Annotated in this window: 14 protein-coding genes and 1 other annotated feature; all 14 genes read right to left on the reverse strand. The window is 39.8% G+C overall.

Annotated elements, in window-relative coordinates; all coding sequences use genetic code 11:
* Nucleotides 1–201: 201 nt before the first annotated feature.
* The 14 genes from nadX to BI350_RS16275 all read right to left on the reverse strand — a co-directional run bounded on the left by nadX (nt 202) and on the right by BI350_RS16275 (nt 16,149).
* Nucleotides 202–990, reverse strand: coding sequence for an aspartate dehydrogenase (gene nadX, locus BI350_RS16210; protein ID WP_075529107.1), 789 nt, complete (start codon nt 988–990; stop codon nt 202–204).
* Between the two features lie 204 nt (nt 991–1,194).
* Nucleotides 1,195–1,788, reverse strand: coding sequence for a 3-isopropylmalate dehydratase small subunit (gene leuD, locus BI350_RS16215; protein ID WP_075529108.1), 594 nt, complete (start codon nt 1,786–1,788; stop codon nt 1,195–1,197).
* Nucleotides 1,789–1,805: 17 nt separating this feature from the next.
* Nucleotides 1,806–3,215 (reverse strand): 3-isopropylmalate dehydratase large subunit, encoded by a 1,410-nt coding sequence (gene leuC / locus BI350_RS16220; RefSeq protein WP_075529109.1) that lies wholly within the window; start codon nt 3,213–3,215, stop codon nt 1,806–1,808.
* Between the two features lie 19 nt (nt 3,216–3,234).
* A complete protein-coding gene (leuB, locus tag BI350_RS16225; protein WP_075529110.1) occupies nt 3,235–4,335 on the reverse strand; it encodes a 3-isopropylmalate dehydrogenase in 1,101 nt (366 codons plus the stop codon).
* A 127-nt stretch (nt 4,336–4,462) separates the two neighbouring features.
* Complete coding sequence (locus tag BI350_RS16230; protein ID WP_075529111.1) at nt 4,463–6,010, reverse strand: 2-isopropylmalate synthase; 1,548 nt, start codon at nt 6,008–6,010, stop codon at nt 4,463–4,465.
* A complete protein-coding gene (ilvC, locus tag BI350_RS16235; RefSeq protein ID WP_075529112.1) occupies nt 5,997–7,031 on the reverse strand; it encodes a ketol-acid reductoisomerase in 1,035 nt (344 codons plus the stop codon). Before ilvC ends, BI350_RS16230 begins: the two co-directional genes overlap by 14 nt.
* A 220-nt stretch (nt 7,032–7,251) precedes the next feature.
* Nucleotides 7,252–7,767 (reverse strand): acetolactate synthase small subunit, encoded by a 516-nt coding sequence (gene ilvN / locus BI350_RS16240; protein WP_075529113.1) that lies wholly within the window; start codon nt 7,765–7,767, stop codon nt 7,252–7,254.
* Nucleotides 7,764–9,476: an acetolactate synthase large subunit gene (ilvB, locus tag BI350_RS16245; protein ID WP_075529421.1), complete on the reverse strand. Its 1,713-nt coding sequence runs from the start codon at nt 9,474–9,476 to the stop codon at nt 7,764–7,766. Before ilvB ends, ilvN begins: the two co-directional genes overlap by 4 nt.
* A 120-nt stretch (nt 9,477–9,596) precedes the next feature.
* Nucleotides 9,597–9,838: a binding site (T-box leader), on the reverse strand.
* Nucleotides 9,839–10,415: 577 nt separating this feature from the next.
* Nucleotides 10,416–11,243 carry an IS3 family transposase gene (locus tag BI350_RS16250; RefSeq protein ID WP_075526276.1) on the reverse strand — a complete coding sequence of 276 codons (828 nt, stop codon included), beginning with the start codon at nt 11,241–11,243 and terminating at the stop codon, nt 10,416–10,418.
* A gap of 17 nt (nt 11,244–11,260) precedes the next feature.
* The gene (locus BI350_RS17480) at nt 11,261–11,581 is read right to left on the reverse strand and encodes a transposase (protein ID WP_075526275.1); all 321 of its coding nucleotides are present in this window, start codon (nt 11,579–11,581) and stop codon (nt 11,261–11,263) included.
* 213 nt (nt 11,582–11,794) lie between these two features.
* Nucleotides 11,795–12,622 carry an IS3 family transposase gene (locus BI350_RS16260; RefSeq protein ID WP_075526276.1) on the reverse strand — a complete coding sequence of 276 codons (828 nt, stop codon included), beginning with the start codon at nt 12,620–12,622 and terminating at the stop codon, nt 11,795–11,797.
* Between the two features lie 17 nt (nt 12,623–12,639).
* Nucleotides 12,640–12,960, reverse strand: a complete 321-nt coding sequence (locus tag BI350_RS17485; protein WP_075526275.1) for a transposase — start codon at nt 12,958–12,960, stop codon at nt 12,640–12,642.
* A 312-nt stretch (nt 12,961–13,272) separates the two neighbouring features.
* Nucleotides 13,273–14,706, reverse strand: coding sequence for an NAD-dependent succinate-semialdehyde dehydrogenase (locus tag BI350_RS16270; RefSeq protein WP_075529114.1), 1,434 nt, complete (start codon nt 14,704–14,706; stop codon nt 13,273–13,275).
* Nucleotides 14,707–14,943: 237 nt separating this feature from the next.
* Nucleotides 14,944–16,149: an acyl-CoA dehydrogenase family protein gene (locus BI350_RS16275; protein ID WP_075529115.1), complete on the reverse strand. Its 1,206-nt coding sequence runs from the start codon at nt 16,147–16,149 to the stop codon at nt 14,944–14,946.
* Nucleotides 16,150–16,391: the final 242 nt, after the last annotated feature.

The following is a 16,391-nucleotide window of genomic DNA, read 5'->3' on the forward strand; positions in this document are numbered from 1 at the left end:
CCTTAAAAACACTACATTTAAAACAACTGTACTTTACATAGTTCACTTAATGTATGTTTATACAGTTAACATAATTATACAACACTTCATAAGAAAACGCTTACATATATTCTTAGGTGACAGTCAACTTGAAATATAGTCCTTTATCTAATTTATGCGTATCTTTTTGCCATGTGCAGATACAGCATACATCTCATTACTTTAACCGATTGAAATTTGTTGTTTCAAGGATTGTAACGCAGATAATATACTCAAAGATGTTAAGTAACTCGTTTTTGGATTAGTCGGCGATGGGTTGTTTGAAATTGTGATTTCCGTTTGTCCAAATTCACCATTCACCTGGATTGTATGAATATTTTTATCCACATTTGGATCGGCTATGATTATAACGGCCGTCTTTTCAATTCCAATTCCGGCTAGCGACAATGCGATGGCTACATTGGCATTTTTAGGGAACTTTTCAATCGCTTCTCTCGCCGTACCTTCAAATAAAATCGTTTCGTTTGCAATTAATTCACCTGATAAAGCTTTTGAAGGTTTACGTGAAACAAGCTTTACAGTGTGCAGCCCCCCCATAACATTCGCTGCTTTCACAATATCTAATCCACCAATAGCACCCGCTGGCAAATAAACTTTGTTTCCATTTGTCTTGGCAATAGACGTTATTTCATCGTATAAATATGTATTCGCTAACGCCCCGATACTAATGAGCAGTAAATCACTTCGCTCAACAATCTTCGTTGCGTAGTCATTTACAAATTGAATGTTCGCACATTCAACAACAACATCTATATCTGAATCCAAAAATGCATCTAAGTCCTGAAAGCTTTCAAACTGATACTGCTCGGAAAGTTCCTTTAATTTTGCTACTGATTTCTCGCGTGCATCGAAAACAGCGCTAACTTTATAATGAGGAAATAATTTATCTTTATTAATCTTCTCTAATAAAAATTGACCAATTGAACCACAACCAATTAAACCAATCTTCAATTTTCATCACCTCTTAAACGCTAATTTATTTAGTCCGTCCACTTGATTATACCACTCCGATTAGTATTTTTTAACGAAGCGCCGTCTGAACTCAGGATTGAATTTGGTTCATACGGAGGTGCACCACAGCCATATTCGATTCAAAAAAGGCGACCTTTCATTGTAAATGAGGGTCGCCTTAATATTAAAATTAAAGTTAAACTATCAAACGGTACGTGCTAACTTTTCCTCATACGCACGAATTTTATCTTCATACTGGAATGTCAGTTCAATTTCGTCCCAACCATTTAATAGCATTTTTTTATAATACGGATCAATCGAAAACTCATACGTATCGCCATCTTCGGTTGTTACCGTTTGTTCTTCTAAATTAACCTCAACAGAATATGCTGCTCCCTGGCCTTTTTCCAACAATTGTTCAACTTCTGAAACAGCTAAGCGAATTGGAAGGAGGCCATTTTTCATACAGTTACTATAAAAAATATCTGCAAAACTTGGCGCAATGACTACTTTAAATCCATAATCTAAGATGGACCAAGGTGCATGTTCTCTTGATGAACCGCAACCAAAGTTTTCGTGCGCAACTAAAATATTAGCGTCTTTAAAGCGTTCATCATTTAATACAAAATCTTTGTTTTCATTTCCTTCCGCGTCGTGCCGCCAATGGTAAAATAAAAACCGCCCGAATCCAGTTCTTTCAATTCGCTTTAAAAATTCTTTAGAAATAATTTGGTCTGTATCGACATTCGTTCTGTTTAACGGTGCAATAACACTTTTCACTTTATTAATTGGTTCCAATGAAATGCGCTCCCTTCTTAAGCGTGTGCCACGTTTAGTTCTCTGACATCAACAAAGCGTCCTGCGATCGCTGCTGCTGCCGCCATTGCTGGGCTCATGAGATGCGTTCTAGATCCCGCTCCTTGTCGACCTTCGAAGTTTCGGTTTGACGTTGAGGCACATCTTTCGCCAGCTGGAACAACGTCATCGTTCATTGCTAAACACATACTGCAACCTGATTCACGCCATTCAAATCCGGCATCAAGGAATACTTTATCAAGCCCTTCCTCTTCAGCCTGTTTTTTCACAGTACGTGAACCCGGCACGACAATCGCTGTCACTGAATCATGGACTTTTTTACCTTCAACTACTTTAGCAGCTGCACGTAAATCACTTAGTCGTGCATTTGTACATGAGCCGATAAATACGTGTTGAATGTCAATCGACGTAAGCGGCATACCTTGTTCTAAGCCCATATAGTCGAGCGCTTTCGTTAAAGCTTCTTTATCTGATGCTGTTGTATAATCATCTACTGATGGAACGCGATTTGAAATACCAGATCCCATGGATGGATTCGTTCCCCATGTAACAAATGGTTCAATTTCATTCGCATCAATTTCCACAACTGTGTCGTACGTGGCCCCTTCGTCCGTTGCCAAAGCAAGCCACTCCGCCGCCGCTTTTTCAAATGCTTCCCCAGTCGGTACATGCCTACGACCCTTCAAATAAGAAATTGTCGTTTCATCCGGGCTAATTAATCCTGCTTTTGCACCCGCTTCAATCGACATATTACAAACAGTCATTCTTTCTTCCATTGATAAATTACGAATCGCTTCACCCGTATATTCGATAATATGACCGGTCCCCATATCGATACCAAACTTGGCAATAATCGCTAAAATGATATCTTTTGCAGTTACGCCGAAACCGAGTTCCCCATTAATGCGAACTTCCATTGTTTTAGGACGAGCTTGCCATAAGGTTTGGGTAGAAAGCACATGCTCCACTTCACTCGTACCAATTCCGAATGCAATCGCACCAAATGCACCGTGCGTTGAAGTATGACTATCCCCACAGACAATCGTTTTCCCCGGTTGCGTAAGCCCAAGTTCCGGTCCGATAATATGAACAATTCCTTGGTCTGGATGGTCCATATTCGCTAGCGGAACACCAAACTCATCACAGTTCTTTTGCAAAGTCGTCACTTGCTTCTTCGCAATTGGATCTGATATGACCGGTAAGTTTCGTGTCGGAACATTATGATCCATCGTTGCAAAACATAAATCTGGGCGACGTACTTTACGGTTAGCCAGTCGTAATCCTTCAAATGCTTGTGGCGACGTTACTTCATGCAAAAGGTGAAGGTCGATATAGAGTAAATCAGGCTTTCCCTGTTCTTCGTGTACAATATGTTTATTCCAGATTTTTTCAATAATTGTTTTCGGCATTAAACCCTTCTCCTTTTATTTAGATATACGCATGCATAATGTCATTACAAACCGATTGAAGGTCAAGTTCATCTACTACTTTGTCTGTCCATTCATTTGTAGAAAGGACACGGTCAGTTGGAGATGCTAAGTCTGCTGTATAAAAACCATCTTCAAAAACAGCATTAACTGCCTCTTCGATTGCAGCACACTCTTCCTCTAAGCCAAATGAATATTTTAACATCATTGCAACTGATAAAATCGTTGCGGCTGGATTCGCTTTCCCTTGCCCAGCAATGTCTGGAGCCGTTCCGTGAATCGGTTCATACATGCCAAATCCGTCTGCTCGGATACTCGCTGATGGAAGAACGCCAAGTGATCCAGTAATAACTGATGCTTCATCACTTAAAATATCACCAAACATATTTTCTGTAACGACAACATCAAATGCACACGGATTTGTGACAAGTTGCATCGCTGCTGAGTCGACTAACATATGTTCAACTTCTACATCTGGGTATCCTTTTTTCTTCTCTTCAACGACTTCTCGCCAAAGTTTACTAGACTGAAGAACATTTTCCTTGTCGACTGAAGTCACTTTTCCTTTACGTAAACGCGCTAATTCAAAAGCTTTTTCAACAATACGTTCAATTTCTTTTTTCGTATAAACTAATGTATCGAAAGCAGCTTTCTCTGTTCGTTTACTTGGTTCTCCGAAGTAAAGTCCGCCTGTTAACTCACGGACAATCATTAAATCTACATCTTTCACAACTTCTTCTTTTAGAGGAGATGCTTTCAGCAAAGATGGCACCGCAATGACAGGTCTCAAATTTGCAAATAAATCGAAATGTTTACGAATTGCAAGCAAGCCCTTCTCCGGCCTTAATTCCGATGGATTTTTATCCCATTTCGGTCCACCGACTGCTCCGAGAAGAATAGCATCACTCTGTTGGCAAAGCTCAATTGTTTCATCCGGTAGTGGCATTTTATATTTATCAATCGCCTCGCCGCCAATAGAACCATATTCCACATCAAATGTATGTTTAAATCTTCTTCCAATGACTTGAAGCACCTTTACTGCTGCTTCCGTTACTTCCGGTCCAATTCCATCGCCTGGTAATACTGCTATTCTTTTTCTCATAATAAGCACTCCTCCTTAGTTTTGTTGCGTTCCGCCACTTTAAACTGTATGCAATATATCACTAATAATTGAATTAAGCCCAAAGATTTGGACATTTAAATCCATGCAAAGCCTATTGCTTATACATTTACGATGTGACAGGTGCCGCTTTCACACGGACATCTGCTTTAATTAGTTGACGGTTAATTGCATTTAGATAGGCTTTTGCCGATGCTTCAAGTACGTCTTGTGCGACGTCGCGCCCCGTCGAAACTTGGCCGTTATAACTTAAGTTTACCAGTGCTTCTCCAAGTGCATCGCGCCCTTTTCCAATCGAAGTCACACGATAATCAAGAATATGAACTTTCCCTTGGACAAGTTCTTCTAACGTATTGAAAATCGCTTCTACTGAACCGGAGCCTGTTGCCGCTTTACTAATCGTCTCGCCATTCGGTGCAATTGCGGAAACTGTGGCAGTTGGAATATTCGCCGTTCCGTATTGAACTTGCACATTCGTTAGCTCATAAACAGGTGTATCTCCGCTTTCGATTTGTTGATCAGTAAAGAGAACAAATAAATCATCTTCCGTAATCTCTTTCTTCCGATCTGCAAGCTCTTTAAATGCTACGAATGCTTCGTTTAATTTTTCTTCGCTCAAGTCAAAGCCCATGGAAATCGAACGGTCTTTAAATGCATGACGCCCCGAGTGCTTGCCTAGTGCAAGTGGAACAGCTTTCTCTCCAATTAATTCTGGTGTAATAATTTCATATGTTTCAGGATTTTTTAACATGCCATCTTGGTGAATACCGGATTCATGCGCAAAAGCATTTTTTCCAACAATCGCTTTATTGGGCTGAATGACGACCCCAGTTAACTGACTGACAAGCTGGCTCGTTCGTTTAATTTCTTGTAAATTAACATCTGTTTCAAATCCGTAAATATCTTTTCGAATATGAAGTGCAACCGCAATTTCTTCTAGCGCAACGTTTCCAGCTCTTTCTCCGATGCCGTTAATCGTTCCTTCAATTTGGTCCGCGCCATTTTCAATTGCAGCGATTGTATTCGCAGTTGCCATCCCTAAGTCATTATGGCAATGAGCGGATAGTTTCACATTGTCTATACCTGTTACATTTTCTTTTAAGTATTTAAACAATGCACCGTATTCAACAGGTGTTGCGTAACCAACCGTGTCTGGGATATTGATTGTCGTAGCGCCCGCAGCAATGACTTTATTGACGATGTGAACGAGGAATTCAGGATCGGAACGGAATGCATCTTCTGCTGACCATTGTACCAATGGGAATTTCTTACGCGCATATTTGACAGCTTCAACCGCAAGTTCGACCACTTCTTCTGGAGATTTTTTAAGTTTATACTCCATATGGATCGGCGAAGTTGCTAAGAATATATGAATATGCGGCTGTTCAGCTCCTTTTAGCGCTTCCCAAGATGTATCGATATCTTTTTTCACAGTACGCGCAAGTCCTGTAACTTTAGAGTTTTTCACTGTATTTGCAATACGTTGAACAGCTTCGAAATCTCCGGGGGACGAAGCAGGAAATCCTGCTTCGATAATCGTTGCCCCGAATCTTTCAAGTTGACGTGCGATTTCTAACTTTTCGGCTGTATTTAAGTTAATGCCTGCAGCCTGTTCACCGTCACGTAGCGTCGTATCGAAAATGTCAATTTTTCGCACTAGCCACCACTTCTTTCTCTTGTTGTTTTTTCGATGCGTTTACAAATGGCATCATGTCACGTAGCTTTTCTCCAACCTTTTCAATGCTGTGCTGCTCTTCTTTTTCTGTAATTGCGTTGAAGTTCGGACGTCCTTCTGCGTTTTCTTTAATCCAACCTTTTGCGAATTCACCTGATTGAATTTCGGCAAGTAATTCTTTCATTCTATCTTTCGTGCCTGCATCAATAATGCGATCTCCCGCTACATAATCGCCCCACTGTGCTGTATCGGAAATCGAGTAACGCATTCCTGATAATCCGCCTTCGTACATAAGGTCAACGATTAATTTCAACTCATGTAAAGTTTCAAAGTATGCGAGTTCAGGCTGATAACCAGCTTCGACAAGCGTCTCATATCCTGCTTTTACAAGTGCAGTTGTTCCACCGCAAAGTACGGCTTGCTCTCCGAATAGGTCCGTTTCTGTTTCTTCTTTGAACGTTGTCTCTAGAACACCCGCACGTGCAGAACCGATGCCTTTTGCGTAAGCAAGTGCAACGTCTTTCGCTTGACCTGATGCGTCTTGATATACCGCGAATAGTGCTGGTACTCCTGCTCCCGCTTCGTACGTTCTGCGTACTAAATGACCAGGTCCTTTTGGTGCAACAAGGAATACGTCAACATTTGCTGGCGGTTTAATTTCTCCAAAGTGAACGTTAAAGCCGTGTGCAAATACAAGTGATTTTCCTTCAGTTAACACTGGTTCGATTTCTTCTTCATAGACTTTCTTTTGTCTTTCATCTGGTAGGAGAACCATTACAAGATCTGCTTGTTCAGCTGCTTCTTTCACTGTCGCTACTTGTAAACCATCTTCTTTTGCTGCATCAAATGATTTTCCTGGACGAACACCAACTACTACGTCAAATCCTGAGTCCTTTAAGTTTTGTGCATGTGCATGACCTTGTGAACCGTATCCAATGATTGCAACTTTTTTATCTTGTAAAACACCTTCGTTAATATTATCGTTATAGTACATTTTAGCCATTATAAATTCCTCCTAATAGTTTGTTTTTTATATTTGAATTGTTAAATATCCGCTGTTGATTGCCTTTACTGAACCAACAATATATTTTAGTCAATTTCATAATCCAATCTTTTCGTTAAGCTGATACAATATATAGTTGAGTTAAACCGTTCTCCACTATATATTGTATCAGCTTAGCGGTTTTAGGTAATTATGAAATTGACTCATTTGACAAAGTCATTTATTTTAAAATGGATAACTGTGGTATATGTGTTTTTTGTGTTTCCCGAACAAATGCCGTTGCCCCTGTTCGAGTGAGTTCTTTAATGCCATATGGCTTGATCAGGTCGATGAAGGCTTCGATTTTCTCTGGATTACCGGTCACTTGATACGTAATCACGTTTTTTCCTGTATCGATCACTGTTGCTCGAAACGGTTCAACGATACTATTCATCTCGCTTCGCATATGAGGCGGTGAGACGACCTTTATGAGTGCAAGCTCACGCATCACGATTGCTTTGTCGGTAATGTCATCAACTTTAATGACATCAATTTGTTTTTGTAACTGCTTTACGAGCTGTTCAATTTTCCGCTCATCTTCTACATGGACGATGAATGTCATTTTCGACATCCCATATTGCTCGGTATGCCCGACTGTAATGCTTTCGATATTGAACTGCCGCTTCATTAGTAGCCCAGTCACGCGGTTAAGAACGCCGCTTTGATTAATCACTGTCACCGTGATGACTCTTTTCATTCTCCCCTCACCCCAATCATTTCACTTAATCCTTTACCTGGTGCAACCATTGGATAGACATTTTCGAGTTGCTTAACGCGACAGTCAATGACAACTGGTTCATCAGATAAGAGTGCTTCCTTAAAAATGGCCTCTGCTTCTTCAGCTGAATTAATTCGGTAACCTTTTAGGTCGTATGCTTCAGCTAATTTCACGAAATCAGGTTGAACAGGAATTAACGACTCTGAATACCTTTCTTCATAAAATGTTTCTTGCCACTGACGCACCATTCCGAGGCTTTCATTATTCAATATTACGACTTTTACAGGTATTCTTAATTCTTGAAGTAAAGACAGCTCTTGTGCCGTCATTTGGAAGCCCGCATCTCCGACGATTGATACGACTTTCGCATTCGGCTTGGCAAGCTGTGCGCCAATTGCTGCAGGAAACCCGAAGCCCATCGTACCGAGCCCACCTGACGTTACCCAATGGTCTGGATTATTTAAAGAATAATATTGTGCAGCCCACATTTGGTGTTGCCCCACATCGGTTGTTACAATTGCATCCCCCTCTGTAATTCGGTGGATAAGTTGAACCGCTTGTTGTGGCAATAAGCACGAGTCATCTTCTTTGTACCAGAGTGGATATTCTTCGGCTGACTTTTTCAAGTGCGCCACCCATTCCTCAGTATTCGGAGAAGAAAACTCTTGTTTCAACAACTCACTTAAAGCCTCTTTTGCATCTGCAACAATCGGAATTTCCGTTGGGACGTTTTTGCCGATTTCAGCAGGGTCAATATCGATATGAATCACTTTTGCATTCGGTGCAAATTTCTGTAAATTACCCGTGAGCCTGTCGTCAAATCTTGCGCCGATATTCACGAGTAAATCGCAATCGTTTATTGCCATGTTGGCAGTGTACGTTCCATGCATCCCAGCCATGCCTAGAAATAATTCATGCTCGCCGTGAATACTCCCTAAACCAAGCAACGTGTTCACAACTGGAATACGGTGTCGTTCAACAAACGTTTTGAATTCTTCCATCGCTTGCGCATGAAGGATTCCGGCGCCACCAAGAAGAAGCGGCTTTTTTGCTTCAGAAATTGCTGAAGCGGCTTTTTGAATTTGCAAAAAGTTTGGCTTTGTTGTTGGCTGATAACCTGGCAAATTCACTTCTACAGCTTTACTTTCAACATCAACCGGTTCAAATAAATCAGTTGCAATATTTTTAGGTATATCAACGAGTACGGGCCCTCTTCTTCCTGTTGAAGCAATATGAAAGGCCTCTTTAATAATTCTAGGTAAATCATTTATGTCATTTACTTGGTAATTATGCTTTGTAATTGGTTGTGTAATCCCGATAATATCAGCTTCTTGGAAAGCATCTGTTCCAATTACCTCTTGCGCAACTTGGCCTGTGAAAATAACGAGCGGTAAAGAGTCCATCATTGCATCTGTTATCCCTGTTACTAAGTTCGTTGCACCTGGTCCAGATGTTGCAATGACGACGCCAGGTTTCCCCGAGACACGTGCATATCCTTCAGCTGCATGTATCGCCCCTTGTTCATGACGAGCAAGCACATGTGAAATTGGATTTTTATATAATGCATCATAAATTGGTAGAACTGCACCGCCAGGGTAACCAAAAATGATTTCTACTTCTTGATCCTTTAAAGCTTGAATGAGTACTGCAGACCCATCATTCAATTGCTTTTCTTTATCATTTTTCATTGGCTCTTCTGTAAAAACTTCCACTGCTTGACCTCCAGTATTCATTGCAAAACTCCTCCTGACGTATTTTTCAACAAATAAAAAGCCTTTTCATCCCACACAAAGAAACATTGTTCTTCATATAGGGATGAAAAAGCTTTCATGGTACCACCCTGATTCGTGGCAATATGCCACCTCTTGAATAGACAAGTCTATTCATTCATAACGAGCGTACTAAATACGCCCGGAATGACCTAATTGGTTTCCCGTTCAGCCACTCACTCCGAGGGGATGTCGCAAATAGTTGCATTGCCGGCTTCCACCAGTACCGGCTCTCTGGAAATACAATACTCTATTTACTTTTTCCTCATCAACGATTTGAAAGTTTATTTTAAAGGAATGCGGTTTTCTTATCGCTCCTTCATTTTCATTTCACTCTTTGAATTTGTGATTTCCATCACTAGCTCGATTGGATTGATGCTATCTTACCGCGTATTTTTCAATTCGTCAACTGATTTTTTGAAATTAACTGCTAATTTAGAATAATGCAGCCTTGTGTATCCGCTTTCATTATTATCAAATCAACGAAACCAATCCGTCACAATCTTTTCACAAATATTTTCCTCTTCTCAAATAATTATAATCTAACACCTATTCCGAATTGGTAATAACCTACTTAGTTAAATGTTGTTTCCATTGGAAGCTGAGGAATGCGGTGGGACGAAAGCGTTGTGTCCTTTTTCTAAAGCGTTGAATACTTTCGGGGAAACGTTGTGTACTTTTTGATTTACGTTGCGAAACTTCATGGGCGTTGCATACTTTCCTGATAGCGTTGCTTACTTTCCGGAAAATGTTGCGATCTTTTTGATTTACGTTGTAAACTTTCATGGGCGTTGCATACTTTTCTGATAGTGTTGTAGACTGACATATCGATTTGAGACACGTATAAAACAACAGTCGCTAGGCTGCTTCTACAAAATATTCTCTTGGTGAAAGGTAGCCTAGTTTTTCCTGAATACGTTCTTCATTATAATAATTTAAATAGTCAGTGACGCGTTTAGTGACTTCTGCATTACTAAGTGAATTGAATTTAACATACTGAAACTCTTCAGATTTCAAGCTTGAGTGGAACGATTCTATAACTGCGTTATCCCAACAATTCCCTCTCCGTGACATACTGCATACCAGATGATTTGCCGTTACATAATCTTGGAATGCGTATGATGTGTACACGGTACCTTGATCGCAATGAATGATAACTCCTTCAGGGTTGTTGCGGGCTTCTAATGCCCCCTTAAGGGTATCGATGACAAGGGATGTCTGTTGATGATCGTACAATTTGTAGGCTACAATTTCATTATTATATAAATCCATAATAGTGGAGAGATATTTTGTTTTACTACCATATTGAATATAGGTAATATCAGTTACCCACTTCTCATTTGGTGCACTTGCAGTAAAATGACGATTAAGCAGATTAGGTCTGATTACGACTGTTTCACCTTGTGACTTCCATTTTCTTTTAGGCTTAACACGACATTGTACATTATGCTTTTGCATGATTGATTGAACCGTATTACGATTTAATCTAATCCCATATTCTTTCTTTAACAGAGCTTTAATTTTTCTGTGTCCATAGCGATACTTAGTTTTCTTGCACAGTTCAATGATTGCCTCTTCTTTGGTTGAAAGTGATTTCTCACGCTCTTCGCCAAGCCATCTATAATAGTTTGAACGGGGAACTTGTAATGCCGATAAGATAGAGGTAATTGTGTATTTTCCTTTCATTTCCTCTACAGTTCTAATTACCTCTTCTTTTCCAACCCCCTTTTTATCTCTAAATACTTTTTTAGCACTTCATTCTCCATTTTCAATTGAGATAGCTGATGATCTTGTCTCTCTTGTCCATTCTTGAAATCATAACGAAAACCATAGGCATACTGTTGGCCGATTGGTTGATCAAAGCGATAAGTTTCATTGTTTTTATACCACTTCATCCAGCTTGCAATTTGCGCTCTATTTTTGATTCCATGCCTCTCTAAAATCTCTTTATCTGTAAAGTTACCACTTAATTTATCTTTCACAACAGCCCATTTAACTTCACTTGAATATCTGTTTCTTTTCAATATAAAAACCCCCGACGTTATCGCTTTTTACTAGTGTAACACTTTGATGTTGTTTTATATTGTCCCAAGAATTTGGGTTAGCCCATTGCTTACTTTCCGGAAAATGTTGCGATCTTTTTGAATTACGTTGTAAACTTTCATGGGCGTTGCTTACTTTCCTGATAGCGTTGTAGACTGACATATCGATTTGAGACACGTATAAAACAACAGTCGCTAGGCTGCTTCTACAAAATATTCTCTTGGTGAAAGGTAGCCTAGTTTTTCCTGAATACGTTCTTCATTATAATAATTTAAATAGTCAGTGACGCGTTTAGTGACTTCTGCATTACTAAGTGAATTGAATTTAACATACTGAAACTCTTCAGATTTCAAGCTTGAGTGGAACGATTCTATAACTGCGTTATCCCAACAATTCCCTCTCCGTGACATACTGCATACCAGATGATTTGCCGTTACATAATCTTGGAATGCGTATGATGTGTACACGGTACCTTGATCGCAATGAATGATAACTCCTTCAGGGTTGTTGCGGGCTTCTAATGCCCCCTTAAGGGTATCGATGACAAGGGATGTCTGTTGATGATCGTACAATTTGTAGGCTACAATTTCATTATTATATAAATCCATAATAGTGGAGAGATATTTTGTTTTACTACCATATTGAATATAGGTAATATCAGTTACCCACTTCTCATTTGGTGCACTTGCAGTAAAATGACGATTAAGCAGATTAGGTCTGATTACGACTGTTTCACCTTGTGACTTCCATTTTCTTTTAGGCTTAACACGACATTGTACATTATGCTTTTGCATGATTGATTGAACCGTATTACGATTTAATCTAATCCCATATTCTTTCTTTAACAGAGCTTTAATTTTTCTGTGTCCATAGCGATACTTAGTTTTCTTGCACAGTTCAATGATTGCCTCTTCTTTGGTTGAAAGTGATTTCTCACGCTCTTCGCCAAGCCATCTATAATAGTTTGAACGGGGAACTTGTAATGCCGATAAGATAGAGGTAATTGTGTATTTTCCTTTCATTTCCTCTACAGTTCTAATTACCTCTTCTTTTCCAACCCCCTTTTTATCTCTAAATACTTTTTTAGCACTTCATTCTCCATTTTCAATTGAGATAGCTGATGATCTTGTCTCTCTTGTCCATTCTTGAAATCATAACGAAAACCATAGGCATACTGTTGGCCGATTGGTTGATCAAAGCGATAAGTTTCATTGTTTTTATACCACTTCATCCAGCTTGCAATTTGCGCTCTATTTTTGATTCCATGCCTCTCTAAAATCTCTTTATCTGTAAAGTTACCACTTAATTTATCTTTCACAACAGCCCATTTAACTTCACTTGAATATCTGTTTCTTTTCAATATAAAAACCCCCGACGTTATCGCTTTTTACTAGTGTAACACTTTGATGTTGTTTTATATTGTCCCAAGAATTTGGGTTAGCCCATTGCGTACTTTCCGGAAAATGTTGCGATCTTTTTGAATTATGTTGTAAGCTTTCATGGGCGTTGCATACTTTTCTGATAGCGTTGCTTACTTTCCCAATAACGTTGCTACCTTTATCAAAAACGTTATAGGCTCTTACAGTTAACGTTCTGCGGATAAAAAAAGAAAGTAGTGGAATTGGATTTACATCCCACTACTTTACTAATCATTTATTTTTCCAACTCCAGTTTATGATTCAACACCAATGGACACATACTGCGTTTCTAAGAAGGCCTCGATTCCCTCACGGCCACCTTCTCTTCCAATCCCACTTTCTTTCATGCCGCCAAATGGCACTTGTGCTGCAGAAGGGGTCCCGTCATTCCAACCGACAATGCCGTAGTCAAGTTGTTCAATTAAACGTGTGCCTTTTCTTACGCTTTCCGTAAAGACATAAGCCGCTAATCCATATTTCGTATGATTAGCTAACTTAATAACTTCTTCTATCGTTTCAAATTTTTGAACAGGTGCGACAGGGCCAAATGTTTCTTCATTCATCACAAGCATGTCTGACGTGACATCACGTAAAACTGTTGGCGCGTAAAATGTTCCTTCTTTTTCTGTCAACCCTTTGCCGCCCGTTACGATCGAAGCACCATGCTGCACCGCATTTGCAACATGACTTGCAACTTTGTCGACACCTTTTTGGTTAATCAATGGACCGATTTGTACCTCTTCATCCATCCCATCACCAACTTTTAATGCGTCAACAGCCTCCGTGAATTTTTCCAAAAACGCTTCATAAACTTGTGCTTGTACGTAAATTCGGTTTCCACAGACACAAGTTTGCCCCGTGTTTCTAAACTTTGATGCCATTGCCCCTTTTACAGCAATGTCTAGGTCTGCATCCTCTAACACAATAATCGGAGCATGTCCGCCGAGTTCTAACGATAGGCGTTTTACCTGATCCGCACTTTGTTTAATTAACACTTTTCCAACTTCCGTTGATCCAGTAAAGGTTACTTTTCGTACTTTTTCATTTTCCATGATCGCCTGTCCAATTTTGGAAGAGGATCCCGTTACTAAATTGACAACCCCTTTTGGAAATCCTGCCTTTTCACATAGTTCGACTAGTTTTACCGCAGAAATTGGACTCTCACCTGATGGTTTAATGACGATTGTGCAACCCGCGGCCAATGCGGGTCCCATTTTGCGCGTCAGCATAGCAATCGGAAAATTCCATGGTGTAATTGCAGCGACTACGCCAACAGGTTTCTTCCAAACTTGCATCCTTTTTTCAGTCATATGCGATGGAACCGTTTCTCCATAGACCCGCTTCCCTTCTTCCGCAAACCATTCAATGAAAGATGCTGCGTAAATAACCTCTCCACGCGACTCGTTAATGGGCTTCCCCATTTCTTTCGTCATTACTTCCGCTAATTCTTCTTTATGTTCCAATAGAAGTTTATGGAGACGCTTTAAATATGCTGCACGCTCATACGCAGTTGTTTTTGACCAAGTTTGAAAAGCATCGTAGGCACTATCGATCGCTTCATTCGCTTCCTCTATTCCCCCGACTGGAACGCTTCCTACCAATTGTTTATTAGCTGGATTTATCACTTCTAGTTTCTGAAGTGATTCGCCAACCCAATTTCCGTCAATATACATTAGATATTCATTCATACTATTTCCCCCTCTTGTATAGTAAGAAAACAACTTGATATTTTCCGAATCGCTATTAATTCCACCACTTTCATATCTTGATTATATCGAATAGAAAGTATCATACAATGTTATCAATAGATCATAGTGATTCTTAATCTATATTCACACGAGAATGAATAGACAAACAAAGAAATCAGTATCTGCTGTATGTAACAGCGAATACTGATTTTCTAACACGTTTATTATCAAAGACAATCATGAATTGATTAAATTATCCTGCCATGCAGGTAACATTTTATTTAATCGTTTATCTTCCCGATAACCCAATACATATTCGGCTTGCATCACGGTATGAATTTCACGTGTCCCTTCATAAATAACAGGTGCTTTAGAATTTCGTAAATAACGCTCTACTGGATATTCATCCGAATACCCGTATGCACCATGGATTTGAACCGCATCATCTGCCGCTTTATTCGCAAAATCACAAGCTTGCCATTTTGCAAGAGACGTTTCCCTCGTATTTCGTTCGCCAGCATTTTTTAATTCGCCCGCGCGATAAACGAGTAGCCGACTCATTTGATAGCCTGCTTCCATATTGGCAATCATTTGTTGAACGAGTTGATGTTTGCCAATATCCTTACCGAATGTTTTACGTTCGTGGCAATACTTTACGCTTGCTTCCATACAAGCCATAATTTGCCCGACTGCCCCAGCGGCAACGGTAAATCGACCACTATCAAGCGCCGACATCGCAATTTTAAAGCCTTCTCCTTCTTCGCCTAATAAATTCTCTTTTGGTACTTTGACATCTTCAAAAAAGAGTTCTCCAGTATTACCCGCACGGATGCCAAGCTTACCTTTCGTTGCGACTGACGAAAAACCTTCCCAAGTTCTTTCGACAATGAATGCCGATATAGCTTTATGTTTATCCGAACGATTGCCTGTATACGCAAACACGAGGAAATGGTCTGCAACATCACATAGGGAAATCCACGTTTTTTGTCCATTTAAAATATAGTAATCTCCCTCTTTTACAGCAGTCGTTTGCAATGCAACAACATCCGATCCAGCAGCAGGCTCCGTTAAACCAAACGCGCCAATCTTCTTCCCTTCCGCCTGTGGAACAAGATATTTTTGCTTTTGCGCTTCATTCCCCCATTGCAGTAAAGTAAGGCTATTTAATCCTGTGTGGACAGAAACTGCGGTACGAAATGCAGTGTCCCCTCTCTCCAACTCTTCACAAACAATCGCCAAAGAATTATAATCCATGCCGCTGCCACCGTACTCTGTCGGAATACAAACGCCCATTAAACCAAGATCAGCCAGTCTTGTATAAATCGCTGGATCCGACTGCCCCTTTCTGTCCCACTCTGCAATATGAGGCATAATTTCCTTATCAACAAATGTCCTAACCGTACTGCGCAGCATCTTCTGTTCTTCTGTAAATGAAAAATTCATACCTATTCTCTCCCTTTTAACACCATTAGTCTTTGCCATTACACTAAAATCGTTAAAACATGTGATTTAAAATAGGTCAAACCTAAACTTAAAGTTTTTCCACTCATATTTAGTCTTAATCGGATACGCTACAATTTGGTTCTTATCAAAAGTATCCTTTCTACTCTATTCCACACTATGCAAGCCTTTTCCTTTTTAATTCAATTGAGTCAATTTCATAATTACCTAAAATATGAAATTGA

Origin of the sequence: Sporosarcina ureilytica (assembly GCF_001753205.1) — a bacterium.
Lineage (GTDB): Bacteria > Bacillota > Bacilli > Bacillales_A > Planococcaceae > Sporosarcina > Sporosarcina ureilytica.